This is a genomic window from Bacillus sp. J14TS2 (genome assembly GCF_018333015.1).
Lineage (GTDB): Bacteria > Bacillota > Bacilli > Bacillales > Bacillaceae_C > Lederbergia.
Genome location: NZ_BORE01000001.1, coordinates 165,873 through 186,944, shown reverse-complemented (window position 1 = coordinate 186,944; position 21,072 = coordinate 165,873). Strand labels below are relative to the sequence as shown.

General features: G+C 39.3%; 17 protein-coding genes. 10 read left to right on the top strand and 7 right to left on the bottom strand.

The features are described 5' to 3' along the window. Positions 1-55: 55 nt before the first annotated feature. Genes KI375_RS00780 through KI375_RS00765 form a run of 4 tightly spaced genes read left to right on the top strand, consistent with a single transcriptional unit; the run spans position 56 to position 7,252 of the window. Entirely contained in the window at positions 56-1,792 is a 1,737-nt protein-coding gene (locus KI375_RS00780) for a class I mannose-6-phosphate isomerase (RefSeq protein WP_212971658.1), read from the top strand. Positions 1,793-1,806: 14 nt separating this feature from the next. After that, entirely contained in the window at positions 1,807-2,712 is a 906-nt protein-coding gene (locus KI375_RS00775) for an ROK family protein (protein ID WP_212971657.1), read from the top strand. A gap of 17 nt (positions 2,713-2,729) precedes the next feature. Then, complete coding sequence (locus KI375_RS00770) at positions 2,730-5,162, top strand: glycoside hydrolase family 38 N-terminal domain-containing protein (protein ID WP_244852140.1); 2,433 nt, start codon at positions 2,730-2,732, stop codon at positions 5,160-5,162. 14 nt (positions 5,163-5,176) lie between these two features. Continuing rightward, positions 5,177-7,252 (top strand): DUF5054 domain-containing protein, encoded by a 2,076-nt coding sequence (locus KI375_RS00765; RefSeq protein WP_212971655.1) that lies wholly within the window; start codon positions 5,177-5,179, stop codon positions 7,250-7,252. 61 nt (positions 7,253-7,313) lie between these two features. On the opposite strand, the gene KI375_RS00760 is transcribed toward KI375_RS00765, so the two are convergent. Then, a complete protein-coding gene (locus tag KI375_RS00760; RefSeq protein ID WP_244852137.1) occupies positions 7,314-8,612 on the bottom strand; it encodes a C40 family peptidase in 1,299 nt (432 codons plus the stop codon). Positions 8,613-8,829: 217 nt separating this feature from the next. Here KI375_RS00760 and nagA point away from each other — a divergent pair, with 217 nt between their 5' ends. The 3 genes from nagA to KI375_RS00745 all read left to right on the top strand — a co-directional run bounded on the left by nagA (position 8,830) and on the right by KI375_RS00745 (position 12,228). Beyond that, the gene (nagA, locus tag KI375_RS00755; RefSeq protein ID WP_212971654.1) at positions 8,830-9,972 is read left to right on the top strand and encodes an N-acetylglucosamine-6-phosphate deacetylase; all 1,143 of its coding nucleotides are present in this window, start codon (positions 8,830-8,832) and stop codon (positions 9,970-9,972) included. Positions 9,973-10,055: 83 nt separating this feature from the next. Then, positions 10,056-10,763 carry a glucosamine-6-phosphate deaminase gene (nagB, locus tag KI375_RS00750; protein WP_212971653.1) on the top strand — a complete coding sequence of 236 codons (708 nt, stop codon included), beginning with the start codon at positions 10,056-10,058 and terminating at the stop codon, positions 10,761-10,763. A 259-nt stretch (positions 10,764-11,022) separates the two neighbouring features. Then, entirely contained in the window at positions 11,023-12,228 is a 1,206-nt protein-coding gene (locus KI375_RS00745; protein WP_212971652.1) for an MFS transporter, read from the top strand. A 467-nt stretch (positions 12,229-12,695) separates the two neighbouring features. On the opposite strand, the gene KI375_RS00740 is transcribed toward KI375_RS00745, so the two are convergent. The 3 genes from KI375_RS00740 to KI375_RS00730 all read right to left on the bottom strand — a co-directional run bounded on the left by KI375_RS00740 (position 12,696) and on the right by KI375_RS00730 (position 15,499). After that, a complete protein-coding gene (locus tag KI375_RS00740; protein WP_212971651.1) occupies positions 12,696-13,940 on the bottom strand; it encodes an efflux RND transporter periplasmic adaptor subunit in 1,245 nt (414 codons plus the stop codon). A gap of 80 nt (positions 13,941-14,020) precedes the next feature. After that, on the bottom strand, positions 14,021-14,701 hold the full coding sequence (locus tag KI375_RS00735) for a hypothetical protein (RefSeq protein ID WP_212971650.1): 681 nt from the start codon (positions 14,699-14,701) through the stop codon (positions 14,021-14,023). Positions 14,702-15,097: 396 nt separating this feature from the next. Next, positions 15,098-15,499 carry a helix-turn-helix domain-containing protein gene (locus tag KI375_RS00730; RefSeq protein ID WP_212971649.1) on the bottom strand — a complete coding sequence of 134 codons (402 nt, stop codon included), beginning with the start codon at positions 15,497-15,499 and terminating at the stop codon, positions 15,098-15,100. A gap of 193 nt (positions 15,500-15,692) precedes the next feature. On the opposite strand from KI375_RS00730, the gene KI375_RS00725 reads away from it, so the two are divergent. The 3 genes from KI375_RS00725 to KI375_RS00715 all read left to right on the top strand — a co-directional run bounded on the left by KI375_RS00725 (position 15,693) and on the right by KI375_RS00715 (position 18,511). After that, the gene (locus tag KI375_RS00725) at positions 15,693-16,139 is read left to right on the top strand and encodes a hypothetical protein (RefSeq protein WP_212971648.1); all 447 of its coding nucleotides are present in this window, start codon (positions 15,693-15,695) and stop codon (positions 16,137-16,139) included. A gap of 334 nt (positions 16,140-16,473) precedes the next feature. Continuing rightward, positions 16,474-17,196, top strand: coding sequence for a WecB/TagA/CpsF family glycosyltransferase (locus tag KI375_RS00720; protein WP_306419759.1), 723 nt, complete (start codon positions 16,474-16,476; stop codon positions 17,194-17,196). A gap of 244 nt (positions 17,197-17,440) precedes the next feature. Next, on the top strand, positions 17,441-18,511 hold the full coding sequence (locus KI375_RS00715) for a glycosyltransferase family 4 protein (RefSeq protein WP_212971647.1): 1,071 nt from the start codon (positions 17,441-17,443) through the stop codon (positions 18,509-18,511). 453 nt (positions 18,512-18,964) lie between these two features. Here the strand turns inward: KI375_RS00715 and KI375_RS27760 are convergent, their stop codons facing one another. From KI375_RS27760 to KI375_RS00705, 3 genes are all read right to left on the bottom strand, one after another. Next, a complete protein-coding gene (locus tag KI375_RS27760; RefSeq protein WP_306419745.1) occupies positions 18,965-19,387 on the bottom strand; it encodes a hypothetical protein in 423 nt (140 codons plus the stop codon). Between the two features lie 139 nt (positions 19,388-19,526). Then, a complete protein-coding gene (locus KI375_RS27755; protein ID WP_306419744.1) occupies positions 19,527-19,790 on the bottom strand; it encodes a hypothetical protein in 264 nt (87 codons plus the stop codon). Between the two features lie 202 nt (positions 19,791-19,992). Beyond that, positions 19,993-21,033, bottom strand: coding sequence for an LCP family protein (locus KI375_RS00705; RefSeq protein ID WP_212971646.1), 1,041 nt, complete (start codon positions 21,031-21,033; stop codon positions 19,993-19,995). Between the last annotated feature and the right edge of the window lie 39 nt (positions 21,034-21,072).

The following is a 21,072-nucleotide window of genomic DNA, read 5'->3' as shown; positions in this document are numbered from 1 at the left end:
AATTGTGATAGACTCTAAAGTAATGTCATAACAAAGATACATTAGGAGGAACGTAATGTTTAATCCCTTTCCAGAGGTAAAAGTTAAAACAGAGCAACAGGCATGCAGTGGATATAAAGCAATTATAGACAAAATAAGACAAGAAATTACCCAATCTAGATCTAATGTTATAACAATAGAATGCTACCCTACTGTGAATGAAAGAGAGTTGTTAGAAGAACTCATTAAATCGTTAAATCCAAGCTGCATCGTGCAAGCATCTGAACAATTTTATTCATCGAAAAAAATAACAGAGATGATACAAATGAATTTAACGGATGATCGCGTTTTTGGCTTAATGAGCCATCACAGTTTTTCCGATTTTGTTGATGAAGAAAAACAAAAAAAGCTGAAGATGAGTATTCAAGAGAAGAGAGATAATGATGAATTGGTCGTTGTGTATGGAGTAGGAGCTTCATTACTCTATGAAACGGATCTCTTAATCTATGCCGACTTAGCAAGATGGGAAATTCAAAACCGTTATCGTTCAGGGGAATTTAGTAATTGGAAGGCAGATAATTTCGGGGAAGATCCATTAAGAATGGTGAAGCGTGGCTATTTTTTCGAATGGCGCATAGCAGATAAATTGAAAAAGCAATTATTTGCTCACATTGATTATTTTTTGGATACACATCAGAAACATCGGCCTGTTATGGTAGATGCTGAGAGCTATTTCCAGGCATTAGAGCAGGTCGTTAGACAACCTTTTCGTTTAGTCCCATATTTTGACCCGGGGGTTTGGGGAGGAAAATGGATGCAGGAAAAATTTCAGGTCGGACAAGACAAAGTCAATCTAGCTTGGAGCTTTGATGGGGTTCCTGAAGAGAATAGTTTATATCTAAAGTTTGGTGATGTACGGATGGAAATACCGGCTAATAATGTCGTCATGCACCAACCATTACCATTATTAGGAGAACGTGTTTATGGTCGCTTTGGCGCTGAATTTCCGATTCGTTTCGATTTTCTCGATACGATGGGGGGAGGGAACCTTAGCCTGCAGGTGCATCCGTTAATAGACTATGCGCAAGAAGTATTTGGTGCGCATTATACCCAAGATGAGAGCTACTATATTATTGATGCAGAAGAAGATGCCAAGATTTATTTAGGGGTGAAAAATGGCACAGACAAAGAAGAGATGATGCAGCAACTAAGATTGGCCGAGACTGGTACGGGGCGTTTTCTAGATGAAGATTATATTTATAAAAAAACAATCAAAAAGCATGACCACTACTCCATTCCCGCAGGAACAATTCATAGTGCAGGTGCCAACTCTGTTGTACTGGAAATCAGTGCAACCCCTAATCGTTTTACATTTAAACTATGGGATTGGGAACGAGTTGGCCTAGATGGAATTCCACGTCCAGTTCATTTAGAGCATGGTGAACCGAATATTGTTTTTTCTCGTGACCAAGATTGGGTGGAAGAGAAGCTAGCCAATCGTTTTGAAGTACTGGTCGAAAATGATACATGGAAGGAAGAACGAACTGGTCTTCATGAAAGTGAATTTATCGAGACTAGAAGACACACTTTTTCCGGAGAAGTATTACACGAAACTCATGGGAGTGTGAATGTCCTGAACTTAGTGGAAGGTGACGAGGCTATTGTAGAAAGTGTTGATGGAAGCTTTGCCCCATTTGTTGTCCATTATGGTGAAACTTTTATCATCCCTGAGGCAGTGAGGAACTACAGAATTAAGCCATACGGCAGCAGTGTCGGAAAAGAAATAATAACGATTAAAGCCTTTGTACGTTAATTGAGGTGGAAACAATGACCGAAGAATTTTATTTGTGTGTGGATGTCGGTGGAACTGAAATAAAAGCAAACCTTTTACACGGGGATCAGGCGGATGGCGAAAAGTACCCCTCTCAGGCGGAGCGGGGAAAATTAGAAATATTGGCCAATTTTGAACAGATCATCCAAAGGCAACTCCAGATTGTACTGGAACAAAAAGGGAAGTTAAAGGGGATCGGGATCGCCTTCCCAGGTCCTTTTGATTACGAAAATGGGATCAGTTTGATAAAGGGTTTGCGAAAATATGATGCTCTTTATCAAGTCGAGCTAAAGCCTTATTTCCAGGAATGGTTGGTTGATATGAACTTTCCGGCAAATATCCCTTTCTTATTTGAAAATGATGCGGTCGCCTTTTCCATAGGTGAATATGTTTATGGAGTGGGCCAACAGGCAGATAAGGCGATGTTCATTATGTTAGGAACAGGCTGTGGTTCCACCTTTATTGAACAGGGTGAGATCGTGAAAAATAAATATGGTTTACAGGAAAGTGGCATGATTTATCAAGATCCATTTTTAAAGGGAACGATCGAAGACTATTTATCAGCAAATGGCTTAAAAATGGTAGCCGGGCAAATGGGTATGAAAGAAACAGACGGACTAGCACTCTATCAAGCTTCACAAAGGGGTTCACAAAAGGCGCAACACGTTTTTCGAGAATTCGGTTTCCTGATTGGAACGGCTTTACAGCGTTATGTACAATCCTTCCAGCCAGATTGTATCGTTTTCGGCGGACAAATTGCTGGGAGCATGAAGTGGATGAAGGCTGGTATCCAGGCAGGACTAGATCAGGGACAAGCATTAAGAACAGAGATAAAAGCAAGTGAGAATGGCATGCTCAGTACATGTAAAGGCTTAGTATATTTATTAAAGAAAAAATGGTAAGGATAGGTGGGCTTCAGATGAAAAAGAAATGGACCTTATATTTAATTCAACATTCTCATACTGATATTGGTTATACTGACCGCCAAGAAAAAATCGAAAGATATCATGTTGATTATATTAAATCGGTGATTGATATTTTGGACGCTGCCCGAAATGGTTCGAAGAAAGAATGGGAAGGCTATAAATGGACATGTGAGAATTTTTGGCAGGTGGAGAATTTCCTTGAAAACGGCAATGAGGAATACAAAAGGAAATTTACAAAATATGTAAAGGAGGGCCTTATTGATATTTCTCTCACTTATTTAAATATGACAGAATTAGTAGATAATGAGATTCTAGATCAGAAATTCCAAAAGGGAAGAGACTATGCGGAAACGAACCAGCTTGACTTAAATTCCGCGATGACGGCAGATATTAACGGATTTTCTTGGGGATATGCTGAGACTATGTATAAAAATGGGATTGTAAATTTGTTTTCATGCTTGCATACGCATCATGGGATGTTTCCTTTATATAAAAAACAACAACCATTCTGGTGGGAAACGCCAAAAAGTAATAAGGTGTTAGTGTGGAATGGTGACCATTACCAAATCGGAAATGATTTTATGCTTATCCCTAATAGTTATCGAATGGATCAAGGAGCTGTAGTCGTAACGAAGCCGGACCAGATGGACATTGCGGAGGAAAGAATTTTCGGTTATGTAAAAGATTTGGAAGCTGAAAACTATCCGTTTGATTTCATTCCCAATATGATTTCGGGAATTGTGACGGATAATGCGCCACCTAATCCGCGTTTGATTGAATCCATTCATCAGTGGAATGAGAAGCACGGAGAACAGGTGGAAATAGCACTTATTACACTGAATGAGTTTTTCCGGATTTTGCGAAACAAGGATTTGGACATCCCTACTTATTCAGGGGACTGGACAGATTGGTGGGCAGATGGGGTCGGCTCGACACCAGCACCAACGAAAATTTATCGTGATGCACAGCGGAAATATCATCTATCGAAGAAATTGGACCCTAAATCCGAGTTAGGCAAACATTTGTTTTTACAAGAGGCGGAAAATCAGCTAATGATGTATGCGGAACATACTTGGGGTTATGCTTCTTCTGTCAGCGAACCATGGAATACGCTCGTCAATGATTTGGATTATCGAAAGGCTGCTTATGCGATTAGTGCCAACAGGCTGATCTCTAAGAATTTGGATGAAGTGTTAAGCAATCTGGGGGAAGTGTCCCAGCAGACGGATCGGGAAAAGTATTTCAAAGTAGTTAATCCACATGAGAATAGAGTGACGGATTTTACGTCTGTGCAAATCAAGCATTGGGAACATATTGATGGAACTTATTTAGCATGGGATAGGGAAAACTATGTGGAAGTGGTTGATTGCAAGACGAATGAGGTGCTGGATTGCCAGCTTACTTCTATACCGAGTGGTGATTTGATTGAATTCGCCATCACGTTAGACCCTAAGGAAGAAAGAATCGTGAAATTACAGAGAGGAGAAGCGCCCAAACAGAAAATGGTTGAAAACCATGCGCATATTGGCACAGATCGTGTGGAAGATTTAGCCGCATATCCTGGATATGAAGAGATTGCGAATACGCATATGATTGAAACAAATGCTTATAAAATTACATTTAATGATACAACAGGAATTGAATCATTTGTTGAAAAGCAGAGTGGCAAGGAACTCATTCATCCAGATGCACCATATGCTCCGTTTGCTGGTGTATATGAAAAAACACCGATTCAAACAGATGCTTGTACAGAAAGAAGATTGATGGGGCGTAATCGTAAAGGTAGATTGACAGAGCGTCATCCTGCCAGTCTGAAAAATATTAAGATAGTAAAAGATGGGCCGCTATTTATCTCCGTTAAAATGGATTTTGAATTGGCTGGTACGGAAATGTACACTGTATTCCTGAAAATTTATAAACATGTACCGAAAATAAATGTCAATGTGAGAATTCAAAAACAAAATGAGTGGGCCCCTGAGAATCTATACATCCCACTTCCATTTAGTCTCGGAGAAGCAAGTGAGCTATTTGTTGAGAAGACAGGTACCGTATTCAGACCAGCGATTGATCAGCTGCCTGGCACAAATATCGAATTCTACCTGCTGCAAAATGGATTAGCATTTAAAGATGAGGAACAAGCTCTGCTTGTCGCGATTAAGGACACACCATTAATGACATTAGGAACCTTGGATCATCATAAAATTGAATTGTGTAATGAAAACACTTATAAGAAAAACAAGGACCTTGTCTACTCATGGGTAATGAATAACTATTGGGAAACCAACTTTAAAGTAGATTTATCTGGATTTTATGAGTTTGATTATCAACTTTATTTCGTTTCAGAAAAGCAAGGTGCCGAGCAACTACTCGAGAGGTGTCAAGAGTTAAACGAAGGCTTAGTAGCCTTTCCGGTTAACCCTGAATAAGGAAGGAGTCAACCATGAAGAAACTACATGTTGTCTTTAAGACACATTTAGATATTGGTTTTACCGACTTAGCTGAGAAGGTAATGGATACGTATCTGTTTGATTATATCCCTAGAGCAGTTGAAATCGGTGAAGCCCTGAAGGAAAAGTTTACATGGACGACGGGGTCATGGTTAATTGACCACTATTTAAATCATGAAGCTGTTGTCGCAGAAGATAAAAATCGCCTGATTGCGGCGATTGAAGCAGGAACGATTAAATGGCATGGCTTACCTGTGACAACACATACAGAGTTAATGGATCGAGATCTGTTTGAGTATGGTTTGTCAATTTCACAAAAGCTTGATGAACGATTTCAGAAGAAAACCATAGCAGCGAAAATGACAGATGTGCCTGGACATACGATTGCAATTGTCCCCTTAATGGCGAAGGCTGGCTTAAAGTATTTGCACATTGGTGTAAATGCTAGTTCAGCTGTTCCGAATGTGCCAGAGTTATTCGTATGGCGGGCAAATGACGGTTCAGAAATCATTGTTCATTATGCGAAGGATTATGGACAAACCTTTGAACGTGAAGATTGGGATGACTTGCTTTATTTCGCCCATAGTCACGATAATCAAGGTCCACCTCGTGATGTTCAAGAAGTGGTGGAGCTTCATGAGAAATTGAGTCAGCAATATCCAGATGTTGACATTGTCGCATCCACATTAGATGAATTTGCCCAAGCAGCCTGGGGAAAAAGGGAAACCCTGCCTGTGATTGAAGAAGAAATCGCTGATTCTTGGATTCATGGTGTTGGCTCTGACCCAGGAAAAATAGGCAAGTATGAAATATTGCTTGGTTTGCGAGATAAATGGTTAGCCCGAGGGACATTGCTAAAGGACAGCGAAGAATATCGGCAATTCTCAGAACAACTATTATTAGTAGCTGAGCATACATGGGGCGGGAATGGTAATGTATTTTTGCCGGATTACCGAAACTACTTAATCCCCGATTTTCAAAAGGCTCGAGCAAAAGATAGATTAGAGTTTAATCGTGACCGCAAAACGATGGACTTCTTCGATCTGATGACGGAGATTAGTACAGATCTTGATTTTCATGCAGAGAAACGATCTTATAAATTATATGAAGCTTCTTGGGTAGAACAGCGGGAGTATGTTGAAAAAGCTGTCGGATATTTATCAAAGACACACCAGAAAGAAGCGGAACAGGCATTTGCGGACTATGAAAGTACAATCACAGTGATCCAGCCCGGCCAACAAATTGTGATTGGAAAACCATATCAGTTTGGTGAGTTTGAAATGGTCTTTGCTTCAACAGGAGCGCTCCAAGAACTGAAGGTAAAGAATCGTTCAATGCTTGAGCAAGGAAAGCGATTTGGAGAGCTATCATATGAACGTTTCGACTTTGCGAATTTTAGCCAATTTTTAAGTCAATATAGTCGTTTAACACGTTGGACGAGTAGTTGGGCATTGGTTGACTTTGCCAAAAGGGGAATCGAAGCATATTCCGAGATTAGACATGAAATCATCTCGCCATACGTAAATAATGCTTCCTTTAGACGAGAAAATGAGCTTGTCATATTTGATTTTGATTTAAAGTTCAAGGAAGAATCTGTGACACAGTTCGGCTTACCGAAGAGGATGCGGCTTAGTTACATTTTAAATCTTCGCACGAAAACATTAGAAGGAATGTTGAAAATGCAAGACAAAGCGGCTAATAGAATGCCAGAAGCATATTGGGTAGAAACGAGTATCTCTGTTGCGAATCCATATTGTTGGAAAATGCACAAATTAAGTGAGCCATTATCTCCTTATCATGTAGTAGAAGACGGGAATCGCAATATGCATGCTTTATCAAAAGAAGGGCTTACATATTCCGGCATTGAGGGGGGAGTCGCAATTCGTTCCAAAGAATCTCCTTTGTTTTCTTTTGGCAGAAGAGGGCTATTACAATTTGACAATGCTCAGCCTTCCTTGAACGATGGTATTTTCATAAATCTGTACAATAATGTCTGGGGAACGAACTTTCCGGCTTGGTATGAAGGAGATATGAACTATCGTTTTGCAGTGGAATTGGATATAAGATAGAGGGCCCAAGTATTTTTTTATAAAAGAGGCAGCCAAGAATGGCTGCCTCTCTCAGTTCAAATCAATAGAATCTCTTATACCCATCAAACTTACTATCCCAATATGGATTGCTAAGGTTGATGATGTTTACGCCTTTGTCGTTAGCGTGGATAAAGTCGCCATTTCCAAGGTAAATCCCCATATGCGAGATTCCAGGTTTATAGGTATCTCTGAAAAACACAAGATCGCCAGGTTGAGGATCTTTTACATAATAAGAACGATCATAATACCCCTCAGAGCTTGTACGAGGGACGTCATGTCCACTTTGACTAAATGCGTAGTAAATAAAACCACTGCAGTCAAAACCAGAAGGAGAGGTTCCACCCCAAGCATATGGGCTTCCAAGTACGCCTTTTGCTGTACTAATTAGTTTTGAAGTGTTAGTAGCTTCAGATTTAGATGACGAGTCTGTATTTGTATTCTTATCTTGCGAAGGCTTTGATTGTGATTTGTCAGGTGTAGTAGATGAAGTTCCATTTACTTTCAACACTTGTCCAACCTGAAGGAAATCAGAGCTTAGGCCGTTCAAAGATTTTAATTTACTGACCGTTGTTCCATACTTTGCAGCAATCCCACTTAATGTATCGCCACTCACGATTTTATAAGTATCTGTTTTGGAGCTCGTATTATTGGAACTATCATTCTTTGATTCATTTGGTTTTGTTGTGTTAGACGCTGAGTTTGATGAGTTTGAAACTTTTAACACTTGTCCAACACGAATAAGATCGGAACTTAATCCATTCTGAGACTTTAATTTACTGACCGTTGTTCCATATTTAGCAGCAATCCCACTTAACGTATCGCCGCTTACAACTTTATATGTATCTGTTTTGGTATTTGTATTATTCGAGCTTCCACTATTTGATTCTTTTGGTTTACTTGCCGTTGTTTTGGAACCCGAGACCTTTAGCACCTGTCCTGGATGGATTAAATCACTTGTTAAATTATTCCATGAGATTAAATCAGCTAAAGAGATATTATGTTTGATTGCAATATTAAATAAACTATCACCTGAGACAACGGTATAGGACTTCGCTGTAGATGAAGAAGTTGCTTGTTTTTTTGCGTTAGTTGAATCTGTCTTTTGTTTTTGTGACTTCTTTGCCTCATCCGGGGTTACAATGATCACTTGTTTAGGATAAATTAGATCCTGTTTTAAATGATTCCAGTCTTTTAATTGGGAAACAGAAGTTTGATATTTGGAAGCGATTTTCCAAAGAGAGTCTCCTGGTTTAACTTCATGTGTTGCGCCAAGCGCAGTGCCAGTGAAAGATGTTGTCAGCATAACGGCTGTTGCCGTGCCTACTAATGCTTTACGCACTATAAAATCCCCCTATCGATATAGTCTATTAATATAGTAGCATATACTTAAACATAATAATGGAAAATATTGCAATTTGTAACAAAAAATTAACGTTAGGACCATTTTTTGTAAAAACGTGGATGAAAGTTTACTTCTAAGGGAGATGTTTGTCATTATAACGTGCTAGACTTATAATAGGAGTAATTAAACTTGTTGGAGAAAGTAGGGTGAAAAGATGAATCAAAAGGTTGTAATCAATGCTGCAATTTATCCTGGTGGAAAAGCAGAGGTGATTGAGCAGGGATATATGCGTTTCTCTGAACAAATAAACGAAGTTGGATCTATGAGTGAGTATAAAGAACAGGAAGGCGAAACGGTCATCGATGCCAAGGGCAATCTCCTTATTCCTGGTATGATTGATATTCATATTCATGGTGGACACGGAATTGATTTTATGGATGCCGATCCGGAAGCAAATGTAAAATTAAGTGAAAAACTAATGGGAGAAGGAGTTACTTCCTTTTTTGCGACGACCATGACTCAAACATATGATCATATTACCAGAGCAATGGAAGCGATCCAATCAGCGAAAGAAAGGGGAGCCCATATCGAAGGTGTTCATCTGGAAGGCCCCTTTATTAATCCGATAAAAGCGGGAGCTCAAGATCCTCAATATATGGGACCTGCCGATATCGAGACATTTCTAAAATGGTATGAAGCTTCTGGTGAACAAATTAAGCTTGTAACATATGCACCAGAATTAGCGGAAGCCCGTGAATTCGAACAAGTGATGCTGGAGCGTAATATTATTCCATCTGTTGGACACTCTGATGCTGTCCGGTCAGAGCTTCTTGAGAGTGCGGCAACACATGCCACTCACCTATATAATGGTATGCGTGGTCTTCACCACCGTGAGGCAGGAGTAGCTGGACATGCTTTAATCACGGATGGATTGCAAGTGGAAATCATTGCAGATGGAATCCATATTCATCCCGATATGATCGAACTTGCCTACCTTATTAAAGGGGCAGAAGGCATTACTTTAATTTCAGATGCCATGATGGCAAAAGGAATGGAAAACGGTGATTATGAGTTAGGTGGTCAAAAAGTCATCGTAGTGGATGGAGAAGCCCGCCTTGAAAATGGCTCTCTAGCAGGAAGTGTATTGACAATGGATCTGGCATTTCGTAATATTATGGAATTCACAGGCTGCTCGATCGCTGAAGCGGTGCAAATGACTTCTAGTAACCAAGCACGTGAATTTGGATTAACACAAAAAGGCCATCTAGAAGTAGGCAAGGATGCAGACTTTGTCTTGATGAATCCACGTTTTGAAGTCGAAAACACCTATCGACTTGGCAAAAGCATGAAAGAATAGAGCTTAGGGATTGGATAGATACTAAAGCTACTAGCTAATAATCACTATAAGAGCGTGTTCAAAAAGGGAAAAGGGGGATGGAAATGCATATTATAACAGCAAAGAATGCTCAAGAAGCATCTAAAGCGGCATTCGATATAGTACAAGAGGGATTAGAAAGTGGCACAATCCACACATTGGGATTGGCAACAGGAAGTACTCCATTAAAGCTATACGAAGAAATGCGAGAAGCACAACTTAACGTTGAAAATGTTACAACGGTAAATTTAGATGAGTATATCGGATTAGCAGCAGATGATCCACAAAGCTATCATTATTATATGGAAAATGAGTTATTTAACAGCTTAAACTTTAAAGCCTCTCATTTACCTAATGGAATGGCTTCGGACTTAGAAGCAGAGTGTGAACGTTATGAACAAACTTTAAATGAGCATCCCGTCGATCTGCAAGTTCTGGGTCTCGGAACGAACGGACATATTGGATTTAATGAGCCAGGCACACCATTTACGACAAAAACGCATGTTGTTGAGCTAACGGCAGAAACCATTGAGGCAAATAAACGTTTTTTTGAAAAAGTTGAAGATGTGCCTACTCATGCGATTTCCATGGGAATTGCTTCGATTATGTCGGCGAAAAAAATTATTCTCCTTGCTTTCGGAGCAGCGAAGGCAGACGCGGTGCAACAGATGGTACAAGGACACGTAACGGAAGAATGTCCTGCATCTGTATTGCAGAATCATCCGGATGTGACTATCATTGTCGATGAAGCTGCAGCGGAGAAATTGAAATAATAATAGTGGCTAAGTGAATTTCACCTTAATTAGGGGCATGGGCAAAGGCATATCTAGGTAGACAGCATACGCATGTTCTGCCACATGGATATAGCCTGCACTGTCCCTTTATTTACGTTCTCCCTCTACCTCAAGGTTACGGAGAAGATACGCAGGTGAAAGATTCAACTACCAATCAGTAGGGATGGAGGAAAACCCCACTGATTGAAGTTTTACTTTATTTTTTCTCCTAAAACTACTTAGATTAAGAAGGAATTGTATGAATGATAAAAAGCCTGTATATGTTGTCGCTTTTGTGACCGCTATCTGTTTATTGGGAGACTCCATGCTCTATATTGTGTTACCAGTGTATTGGAGAGAAGTTGGATTACAATCCTTATGGGAAGTTGGGATTTTGCTATCGATCAATCGCTTTGTTCGACTCCCATTAAATCCGCTGATTGGTTGGTTATATAAAAAAATGTCCCTTCGTACGGGGCTATTTATAGCTGTTCTTATTGGGGCCCTGACAACAGTCGGTTATGGGGTCTTTAAAGGATTTATTGCTTGGTTAATTCTTAGAGGATTATGGGGAATTGCTTGGTCGTTTCTGAGAATGGGAGGATATTTTACTGTTATTCATTCTTCTCATGATGGCAATCGCGGGCAATTAATGGGCAGTTATAATGGGATTTTTCGGCTTGGCAGCTTGGCTGGAATGCTTGTTGGCGGGATACTAGTTCCTATTGTCGGAATGCAAAATGTTTCTTTAGGTTTTGGGTTGATTACGTTTATTGGCTTAGTACCAATATTTTTGTATATTTCTAATCAACAAGTAACAGAAGTGGAAGCGCATCCGCAAGAAGGAACCTTGCAATCTCGGATTTGGACGAAAGGCGTTATACAAATACTGATATGCGGGTTATGGATTGCTCTTTTACAAGCGGTATTTAGCTCGACATTAAGTCTGCTTATCGATCGTCATTACTCTGAATCAATTTCGATCTTTGGTTTGATCATGAGTAGCACGGCATTAGCTGGTATTCTCCAAGCCATAAGATGGGTGTGGGAACCTTTCCTAGCGACAAAGGTTGGGCAAATGTCAGATGGAGCTAAAGGAAGAATTCCCTTATTTCTCCTTTCGCTCTTTTGTGCAGCGATCGGCTATTTCTTAATCCCATGGGAACTGCCGATATATATATGGATGCTGATAGTACTATTTGTTATGGTAACAGGCACAGCAACCAACACTTTAATGGACGCGCTAGCCGCAGATATAGCAAAAACAACATCTGTGATTGCTGTGATGACAACCTATTCCGTTGTCACTGATTTAGGCTCTGCACTAGGTCCGATGCTGTCATACTGGTTTGTTGAATTAGAGCATGGTTTATTGCTAGTCTATCTTGTAAGTGCCAGCATCTATCTAGGAATCTTACTATGGTATCGTTCTACAAGGCGCTTAAAAAGAGAAATGCAGGAATAAGAGCAGTTTGGTGGGAGATCAGGGTGGCCGAAAAGAGGGGGGCATAAGTATTTTTACCAAAGAAAAAACGAACGCATAACTCCCGCTCCGGAAATATACTTCGCTTTCCACGGGCGAGCGGCAAGCCACCTGGGGTCTTGCCGAACTCTCACTTCCCGTAGGAGTCTACGTATATTTCCGCTAAGGTAATGTATCGTTCGTTCTTGGAGCTTAACGTTTTAATTATGTCCCAGTCTCTTGAAGGTTCATTTTATCCCGCATTAACGGGCAGTAATCCCCCCACCTCAAGCCATTAGAGAATACGGAGAGGCATAGCTGGGGGATACACTGCCCGTAAAAGCCCGATTGGTTCAGGCCAACAAGATGTTGGTCACAAAGGCGTAACGACAAGATGTCGCGATTTTAGCCTTTGATCCTCTTCAATCAGTGGGGGATGAAAGAAAACCCCCACTGATTGAAGGTTCACTTTATTTTTGTAAAAGTCCAATCAATAGATATTTTACTATTTTACGAGAACTGGCTTTTTTCCATGTCCGCAATATTTGCTTATCCCATTGGAAACTTGTAATAAAAGGATTGGCTCCACTAATCTCCGTTGGATCAGGAACATAGTATTCACCCGGTTCAATGCCGCTTGTTACTTCTTGTTGATCGTCAACGTGTAAACCAAGTTTGACCATTCTCTTTTCAGTTTTCCCTTCTTCTGTTAAGACCCAAAGGAAAGTTTGCTTGGCCTTCTTTTCCACACTGTTTTTTGCAACAATGGGGACATTGTTGGCTTGTGCTAAAATGATTTCTGTCTGAAGATGTTGACCGATTCGCCATTTTTCGTCAGGTATTTCAAATGCGACTGAGAATGGGTAAAAGCTTTCTTTATCCAAGTCTGCTTCCTCAAATGGGAGATCTTCAATACTTGCTATTTCACCAAGAATCGGCTGCTTAAACTGGCTAGAATGCAGTTTTACCGGCATATCAGGGTCTACTTCTTCAACCTGCTTCTCTGATAAACGTCCTTCTACGATCGGCTCTTCAGATACGATGGTCATAATAGGATTTTTTAGTTCGAATGAAAGATCGGTAATTTTCCCCCCTGTAGGGCTAAAAACAGTTAATCCTTTTATTCCATTTTGAACGGCTTCTCGTTGTGCTTCATATTGACGAATGGCCTCGTCGATATTGCGCTTATCCAGTTCTTTTTCAGCAATGGTTTGGTCAAGTGACAAAGATAATCCATTGATGGAGGCGGACTTCACTGCCTCAGACGTTTGACTATCTTCTTTATTTTCCTCTTCATGTATGCTAGTAGCTGTGGTTGGATACAAATTCGTTTTCATTTGGACGAGTTCTTCAAGATAAGCATCGATATTTTTCTTCTCTGATTCTAACCGTAAAATTTCTGCATCAAGTAAAGCAAGCTGCTCATCTTGATGAGAACTTTCATATTCAAAAAGCGGCGTGCCTTTTTCAACCACATCTCCTTTTTCAACGAGGAAATGTTTAAAAGCGGTTTGGTCATCAACAAAAATCGGATGTTTCTCCGCAGGCACGATCATCCCCTCTGTTTGTAAGGTTTGTTCAAGAGTCCCGGAAGCTAAGGCTTGCCAATCAGAAAGATGGGTCACTCGCTTCACCTTACTGTCATCCTTTTCCAGTAAAAAAATATTTATGCCAATAAACAGAACGCTCAGAAGGAAGAGTAAACCTTTTTTCATAAGAAAAATCACCAGCTTTTTATGTAAGATGAATAGGATGATGGGAAATCCTATTGCTTCGCGTTAGTGAGAATAATTACTTATAATAAGTTTACAAAATTAAACATAGCGATAGCAGAAGTACCGCACCATGAAATAAGATGCACAGTAAAAATAAGCAAAATAAGTGGAAAACGTCCTAGGTTCAGGAGCGGCTTCAGCCCACGATATTGCATAACCATGACCCAAATTTTAAAGATTGAGATGGTACCGAGTAAGAAAATGACATATGTATAGTTTGTGGAATATTGTCCGATCACCCCTAGAGAAAAAGGGGAAGAATACCAGGGCAAATCCATTTTAAGCGCTAATATGATATAAGAAATTTGTTCGAGTAATAAAATTGGCAACAGAATCGCTTGGATCATGACAAACTTTGAATAAGTTTCTTGAGAAAATAGTGAAAAACAGAGAGCAGGTAAGGTTAAAAAAACTCCAGCAAACAATAACCCAAGGATACAGCGACCTATAATAAAGAAGCCTCTAAGGCTTTCGTATTCCGCTGGCGAGTGATGCAATAATGCTGGGGACAGCGCTTGACTCCCAACTCCCAACCAGCCTGACAAAGAAAAAATAGCAGCACTTACCAATAAAAGAAAAGAAATGCGCAAACGCCATCTTTCAATGGTTTCCGCTTTAGCTAACTGGTAAAAGCTTTGATTTGGATAAAATAACCCTTTGAAAATGCTTAATTCATATATCAACAACATCACCTGCTTCAAAAGTCGACATCTTTATCCCGCAGTAACGGGCAGTAACATCTCCACCTCAAGGCTTTAGAGAATAAAGCGTAGATGGGGATAAATAGGCCGTAACAGCCCGATTGGTTCAGGCCAACAGGATGTTGCGAACTTAACCTATGATCTCTTAACAATCAGTGGGGGAGGAAAGAAACTAAATTTGCGACATCCTGTCACAACGACTTACTAGTACATATACGTCGATCCCCAGATTAAAGTTTCACTATCATCCTTAAAGAATTCCTCTTTAAGTTGTTTCTTTCCTTCTAAATTTGTAAAAATGGGACTTTAGGTGGATCGAGAGGAATAAGGAGTTGGTGGAGAAAAGCCTTAATCAATTAGTTAAGGCTTAACGGCACAACTATAGAGGCTAGTTTTTTAACGTTGGGCAAGTTTTAGTACGTGTGGAAGAAAGTCACCTACAAACCGCTGTGTTTTTTCGTCAGAATGAGAGAGTGAGACGAGAAACTTATGTAGGTTCTCATTTTTTTCAATCATATCCAGAATCTTATGGAGTTCTGAATCCTTTGTATGTTCTCGCAACATCATGGCGTTATACTCTTTTCCTGTTTCTTCACCAAAAAGAATGCGCATCAAATGATCTTGCGGAATCGCGTAGGCACGCTGAAATTGTTGAAGTGTTTCAATAGAGATTTGGCGTTTCCCATGTTCATAATTAGAAAGGGCAGCCTGAGTCATATGAAGTCGCTTGATTGCTTCATCTTGACTGATTCCCAAAATTTCTTCTCGATATTTTTTTAGTTCTTGATGAAATACCATGCTACTTCCCCCATTTAGCTTTTTCGTTAAAGATACCGACAAAAAAGGAATGAAGAAGATTTTATAACAAAATAGAATGGAAAATGATATAACAAATTATTTTTTTAATAAAAACAACCAATAAGAAAGTTAATATATAGGTATATTTAACTAATGATAGGTCTTTTTGACCTTGTGAGGGGGAAAGGTAAATTTGAGTATGAATATTGAAATTAGAAGAATAATGTCGCATGGGAAAATAGCAGGAAGAGGATATCAGTTGGTTTGCCATGGATGCGTAGCAAAGAATAGTAATATTATATTAAGCCCTGTCAATTACTTCTCAGAACCTTCATCTTTACAAAACTCCAAGAATTCTTTTCTAGATACCACTATACTTTTATCAGCAACCTTATTTGTTCACACAGTCCTTGATGTTACGGTCAAAAAAGAAGAAATGGAATGGAATATTCGAATGGTGATGGACCTAAACAATTGGTTATTTTACATTGAGGATCAAGGAGAGGACACCTTTATACCCAATGAAGTAAAAGTGCTGCTTTTCTCTTCCTTTAGTATCCAATTTCAGCGAAAGGCTCTGACACTTGGTGTATTAGCTTCAAAGAAACATATTATGAGTAAAAAACATTACTCCTCGTAAAAAAAGTGATAAGATGTATGAAAGGGGTTTCTTTGCTGTTTTGGCGGAGAAATCCAGGATCTTTGACACGATTTAGCTTAAAAATTTAAACAGAACGTAACTGTTTAGACATAAAAATAAGATACAATAGAGAGGATGCTGAAAAAATTCTGGATGATAATGTCTGAATTGATTATAGTGCAAATGACAAGTTTGGATATAGTTCATACACCGAACAGTGTCGGGTTTATTTGAATGAAGTAAACTTCTACCATATCCATACTTGGTTTATACGTGATATACTGTCTAAGGATATCAATAAATTGTGATACAGGAGTTAACCATATTGGAAAAAGTGGACATCCTTGGTGTGGAGTTTGACTATACTACCCAACAGGAAATAATAAATATCTTACAAGATAAAATAAAGCGGCATAAAAAAGCCTTTGTTGTGACAGCAAATCCCGAAATTGTTATGTATGCCAATCAACATCCTCACTATATGCAGACGTTGCAGTTTGCTAATCACATTATCGCGGATGGAATCGGCGTAATCTTAGGTTCGAAAATTGTTCGTCAGCCACTACCAGAAAGAATTGCAGGCTTTGATTTAATGGTAGAACTATTGTCAATTGCCAATGAGGAAGGATTACGTGTCTTTTTTCTAGGGGCGAGAGAGCAAACTCTTGAACAAATGCTACCAAAGATCAAAAAGGATTATCCAAAGTTGATAATTGCAGGTTATCACCATGGATTTTTTAAGGGCCATGAACATAAAGTGAAGCAGATGGTAAAAGAAGCGAATGCGGACCTTGTCTTCGTTGCCTTAGGTTATCCAAAACAAGAAGAATGGATTCAAAAAAATATAGATAGCTTCGAAAAGGGAATTTTTATGGGAATTGGTGGTAGTTTTGATATTTTAGCAGGTACAGTGAAACGTGCTCCTACGTTTTGGAGAAAACTAAATCTTGAATGGCTGCACCGGTTGATTCAGCAACCCACACGATGGAAAAGAATGCTTGCATTGCCTATTTTTGTGAAAAAAATGTTTCGCTATAGAAGAAAAAATTCACGTTAATTATGTAACCTTTTTATTTTTCGATCGTCTATAGTATATAAGATTAGTTGAAAACGAGATTTAATTCGGCTATTATGTGATTAGGCAAAATTCGACCTTTTTTAGTATAAAGGAGTATTTGTGGGGCACAGAAGCAGTTGTTAGGGGCTCTTATACAATCGTTCCTAATAATGGGAGAAATGTCATTAATCGATATGTCTAGTTATGATAAATTATGCAATAGTAAGGACAAGGGGGGTACAAATTGGATTTGCTGTATCTTTTTATATGCTTTGTTGCCTCAATTATTTTAACACCCATCATTAAAAAGTTTGCAATCAAATGGAATGTAACCGATAAACCGAATGAACGTAAGGTGCACGATAAAGCAATGCCATATCTTGGCGGGCTTGCCATTTATTTAAGTTTTATTATCGGTCTGATCATATCTCATGAAGATAGTCCTTATTTATGGCCAATTATAATTGGAAGTGGCATTATTATAGTGACGGGGATTTTGGATGATATTTATGATTTATCTCCACGCACTAAGTTTATTTGTCAATTGTTTGCAGCAGTAGTTGCCTTAGTCGGAGGATTTGATTTAGAATTCATTAATCTTCCATTTGGCGGGCAAGTGGAATTTGGTTATTTTTCCATCCCACTTACCATTCTCTGGATTGTTGGTATTACAAATGCGATTAATTTTATTGACGGATTAGACGGTCTTGCAGCTGGCGTTTCATCGATTGCTCTTATAACGTTAAGTATTATGTCTTTAATTCAAGGTGATTTTTTCGTTTTGACGATTGCGCTTGTGTTACTCGGTAGTACACTTGGGTTCTTACCTTATAACTTTTACCCAGCAAAAATTTTCATGGGGGATTCAGGAGCCTTATTTTTAGGCTATATGATTGCTGTCTTATCCCTACTTGGATTTAAGAATATTACTTTCTTGTCATTCGTTATCCCGATTATTATTCTCGGCGTTCCGATTTCTGATACATTTTTTGCGATGATGCGTCGATTCATCCAGCGAAAGCCACTATCTTCAGCAGATAAGCTCCATTTGCACCACCGTCTGCTAAGCTCTGGTTTTTCACATCGTCAAACCGTATTACTTATTTATGGCATTGCGATTATGTTTAGCTTAGTAGCCATCATCTTTTCCATGGCAACCGTTTGGGGCTCATTACTCATCCTTGCCTTGCTATTGCTGCTAATTGAGCTATTCGCAGAACTCATTGGCCTTGCGGGAAAAGACTACAAACCAATTCTGAAATTCATGCGACCTAGAGCAAATGCAAATGACAGTCGCTATAATGATCGACTATAAAAAACAAGAGCAATCGCCTAATAATTGCGATGCTCTTGTTTTTTATTTTGCATTAACAAGCAGTAATACTTCCTCAAGGTTCTAGGGAAGACGGAGAAGCATTATAGGTGAGATTGGCTCTATGGATTACAGGAGGCAGGTCAGGAAGGCGTTACAACGTACAGGAAGGACTAAAGTGCAGGTGTCGTCTTTGAGCCTGCTAACAGGCTGTTGTGGCCTTAGTCCTTGATCCTCTTTACAATCAGTCGGAATCGGGAAACAGACTATGCTCATCGCTATGTCTACTCTAGCACATCCCTACATCAAAAAACTTCACTGATTGAAGTTTCACTTTATGAATTCATTCAAGGCAAAAGATTTCAAGAAAGGCTTTTGTCCAGGGACCCATAAAATGTTATAGCTTCCTTTTCAATTCCTCAATTTCCCTTTTCTCCAACTTTGTTACCTCAACAATTAATTCGATGGACAACCCTTTTTTAGCATCTCTACTGCAACTTCTCGCTTGCCACTTTTTTCCCCAATCGCTTTCCCTTTCTCCTCATAAGAAATTGGGATTTCCATGATTTTGATTCTATCCGCTTCGTCCATATAATTGAGTTCATTCATCAATTGTTCCTCCTCCTGTTCGTTCAAAGTTAAATATCGTTCGAAAAACCCGTAGACCAATCTTTGTCTGGCTGGATCCAACTCCATTTTCACAAGCATTTTGAGGAATTCTTTTTTGACTTGAACTTTTTCATTTTCAGTATATCCCATTTTGCTTAAAAGAGCAGCAGTGGCCGGATTGTTTGATTCTATATAATCCCGCCAATTCTTTTTCTTTAGATGAAGCGTCAAATAGTTGAAGGTCAGTACATGAAAGAAAGGAAAAGCCATCGTATATTAATTCTTTTCCCAGTTCTCCTCATAAGTAAAAATAGCAATGGGAATAATCGTCTTCCGATATTTGTTATATAAAAGACTAAAGTATTGATACATGCGCTTGTGAAAATAGATTTGTTGAGAGCTCTGTGGTTCAACGTGGATGACAATCACTGATTCTGTCCCTTTTTAGTGTTGTTTCGATGACGATATCCAGCCTGCGCGTTTCTCCTTCAATTAAATCGGTAAAAACTTCTTCTGATAAAGGCGTCAGATCATAAAAATCAACAAATGGGTGGACATCTGGAAAAAACGCCTCCAAAAATTCTTCGAAAAAGGTATGAATTAATTCCTTGAATAATTGATCGTGATGAATATAGTCAGAAGGTTTCTCCTTAACCAACTGCGCTTGGGGCATAATCGCACTTCCTTTGTAGATTGTAATGAGGATGAGTCGAGGTGTACTTCTATCTCCATTATACCTAAAAAAGACAGAATAGATAGGGTTTTTCCAATTTCACATGCAGGAAATTTGACAAAATCCAGGGCGTGCCAGGGACCCGAAAGAGACTTAAAATCCCCCACTTATCATGCAAGTGGGGGATTGATTTTTGTCTATGTTATTCTTCTTCGTTAATAGCAGGTTCAGCGACATTATTTGTATGGTCAGTTGCTGGTTCAAGGCCTAGTTGTTGTTTTAAGCTAAGGCTGGTTTCAGCTAATGCTTCTTCATCAAGCTGCCAGTAGTAGACGTTGTTGCCAGCACTGTTAGGGATATAGCTGTCATAACCCTCAAGGGTCATGGTATCAATGGATAAGTGTCCAGTAATGCCGTAGTCAGCAAAAGCCTTAATTTCATCAAATGTCATATTCGTTTTCATATTGTTGCCAATGGCATCGATGATTTGACCCATTTTCGGAATCGCTGCCCCTGATGCTGCTTTCTTTGTAATGGCTTTAATGACTTCTTGTTGTCTCTTCCCACGCTCGATGTCATTATCCATATGTCTTGTTCTAGCAAAGGCTAAAGCTTCTTCACCATCAAGTGTCTGCATACCAGCTTCTAATGAGATCGCGTTAGCACGGTCTTTGGAATCCTGTTCAGAAAATGCGAATGGGACATCAATATCTACACCGCCAACAGCATCGATAATCTCCATGAAGGCTTCAAAATCGACACGTACGTAGTAATCGACAGGAATATCTAAAAGATTCTCAACGGTCTCAATCGTTGTTTTAGGACCACCAAAACTATGAGCATGGTTAATTTTTGTTGAATATCCAACCTCGTCAATATAAGCATACGTATCACGTGGAATGGATAAAAGGTTTACCGACTTTTGCTTTTCATTCAGTGTTGCCAGCAAAAGTGCGTCTGAACGCGTGGTATCACCCTGGCTGCGTTTTTCGCTTTCATCAATCCCAATAAATAAAATCGATACATTATCAATTTTCGGATTCACTTTCTTCTCACGCAGCTGTGATTTTCCGTCACGATCTTCTTGATAAGAATTTGCCATCATATCTTCAGCTTTCGTATATATATGAACACCGTAGCTAATCGCACCAGATGCTATCAATAAAATCGGGAAAATTAAAAACCAGAAGATGCGTCTTTTTCGCTTTTTTTTAGTTACCTTTTTTATATGTTGTCTTCCCATAAGGATTAGACCCCTTTATTTAAAATTTCTCTTACCTTT

Coding starts and splice junctions, on each gene's coding strand:
- KI375_RS00780 (WP_212971658.1), top strand. CDS start 56: ATGTTTAATCCCTTTCCAGAGGTAAAAGTTAAAACAGAGCAACAGGCA.
- KI375_RS00775 (WP_212971657.1), top strand. CDS start 1,807: ATGACCGAAGAATTTTATTTGTGTGTGGATGTCGGTGGAACTGAAATA.
- KI375_RS00770 (WP_244852140.1), top strand. CDS start 2,730: ATGAAAAAGAAATGGACCTTATATTTAATTCAACATTCTCATACTGAT.
- KI375_RS00765 (WP_212971655.1), top strand. CDS start 5,177: ATGAAGAAACTACATGTTGTCTTTAAGACACATTTAGATATTGGTTTT.
- nagA (WP_212971654.1), top strand. CDS start 8,830: ATGAATCAAAAGGTTGTAATCAATGCTGCAATTTATCCTGGTGGAAAA.
- nagB (WP_212971653.1), top strand. CDS start 10,056: ATGCATATTATAACAGCAAAGAATGCTCAAGAAGCATCTAAAGCGGCA.
- KI375_RS00745 (WP_212971652.1), top strand. CDS start 11,023: ATGAATGATAAAAAGCCTGTATATGTTGTCGCTTTTGTGACCGCTATC.
- KI375_RS00740 (WP_212971651.1), bottom strand. CDS start 13,940: ATGAAAAAAGGTTTACTCTTCCTTCTGAGCGTTCTGTTTATTGGCATA.
- KI375_RS00730 (WP_212971649.1), bottom strand. CDS start 15,499: ATGGTATTTCATCAAGAACTAAAAAAATATCGAGAAGAAATTTTGGGA.
- KI375_RS27760 (WP_306419745.1), bottom strand. CDS start 19,387: ATGGCTTTTCCTTTCTTTCATGTACTGACCTTCAACTATTTGACGCTT.
- KI375_RS27755 (WP_306419744.1), bottom strand. CDS start 19,790: ATGCCCCAAGCGCAGTTGGTTAAGGAGAAACCTTCTGACTATATTCAT.
- KI375_RS00705 (WP_212971646.1), bottom strand. CDS start 21,033: ATGGGAAGACAACATATAAAAAAGGTAACTAAAAAAAAGCGAAAAAGA.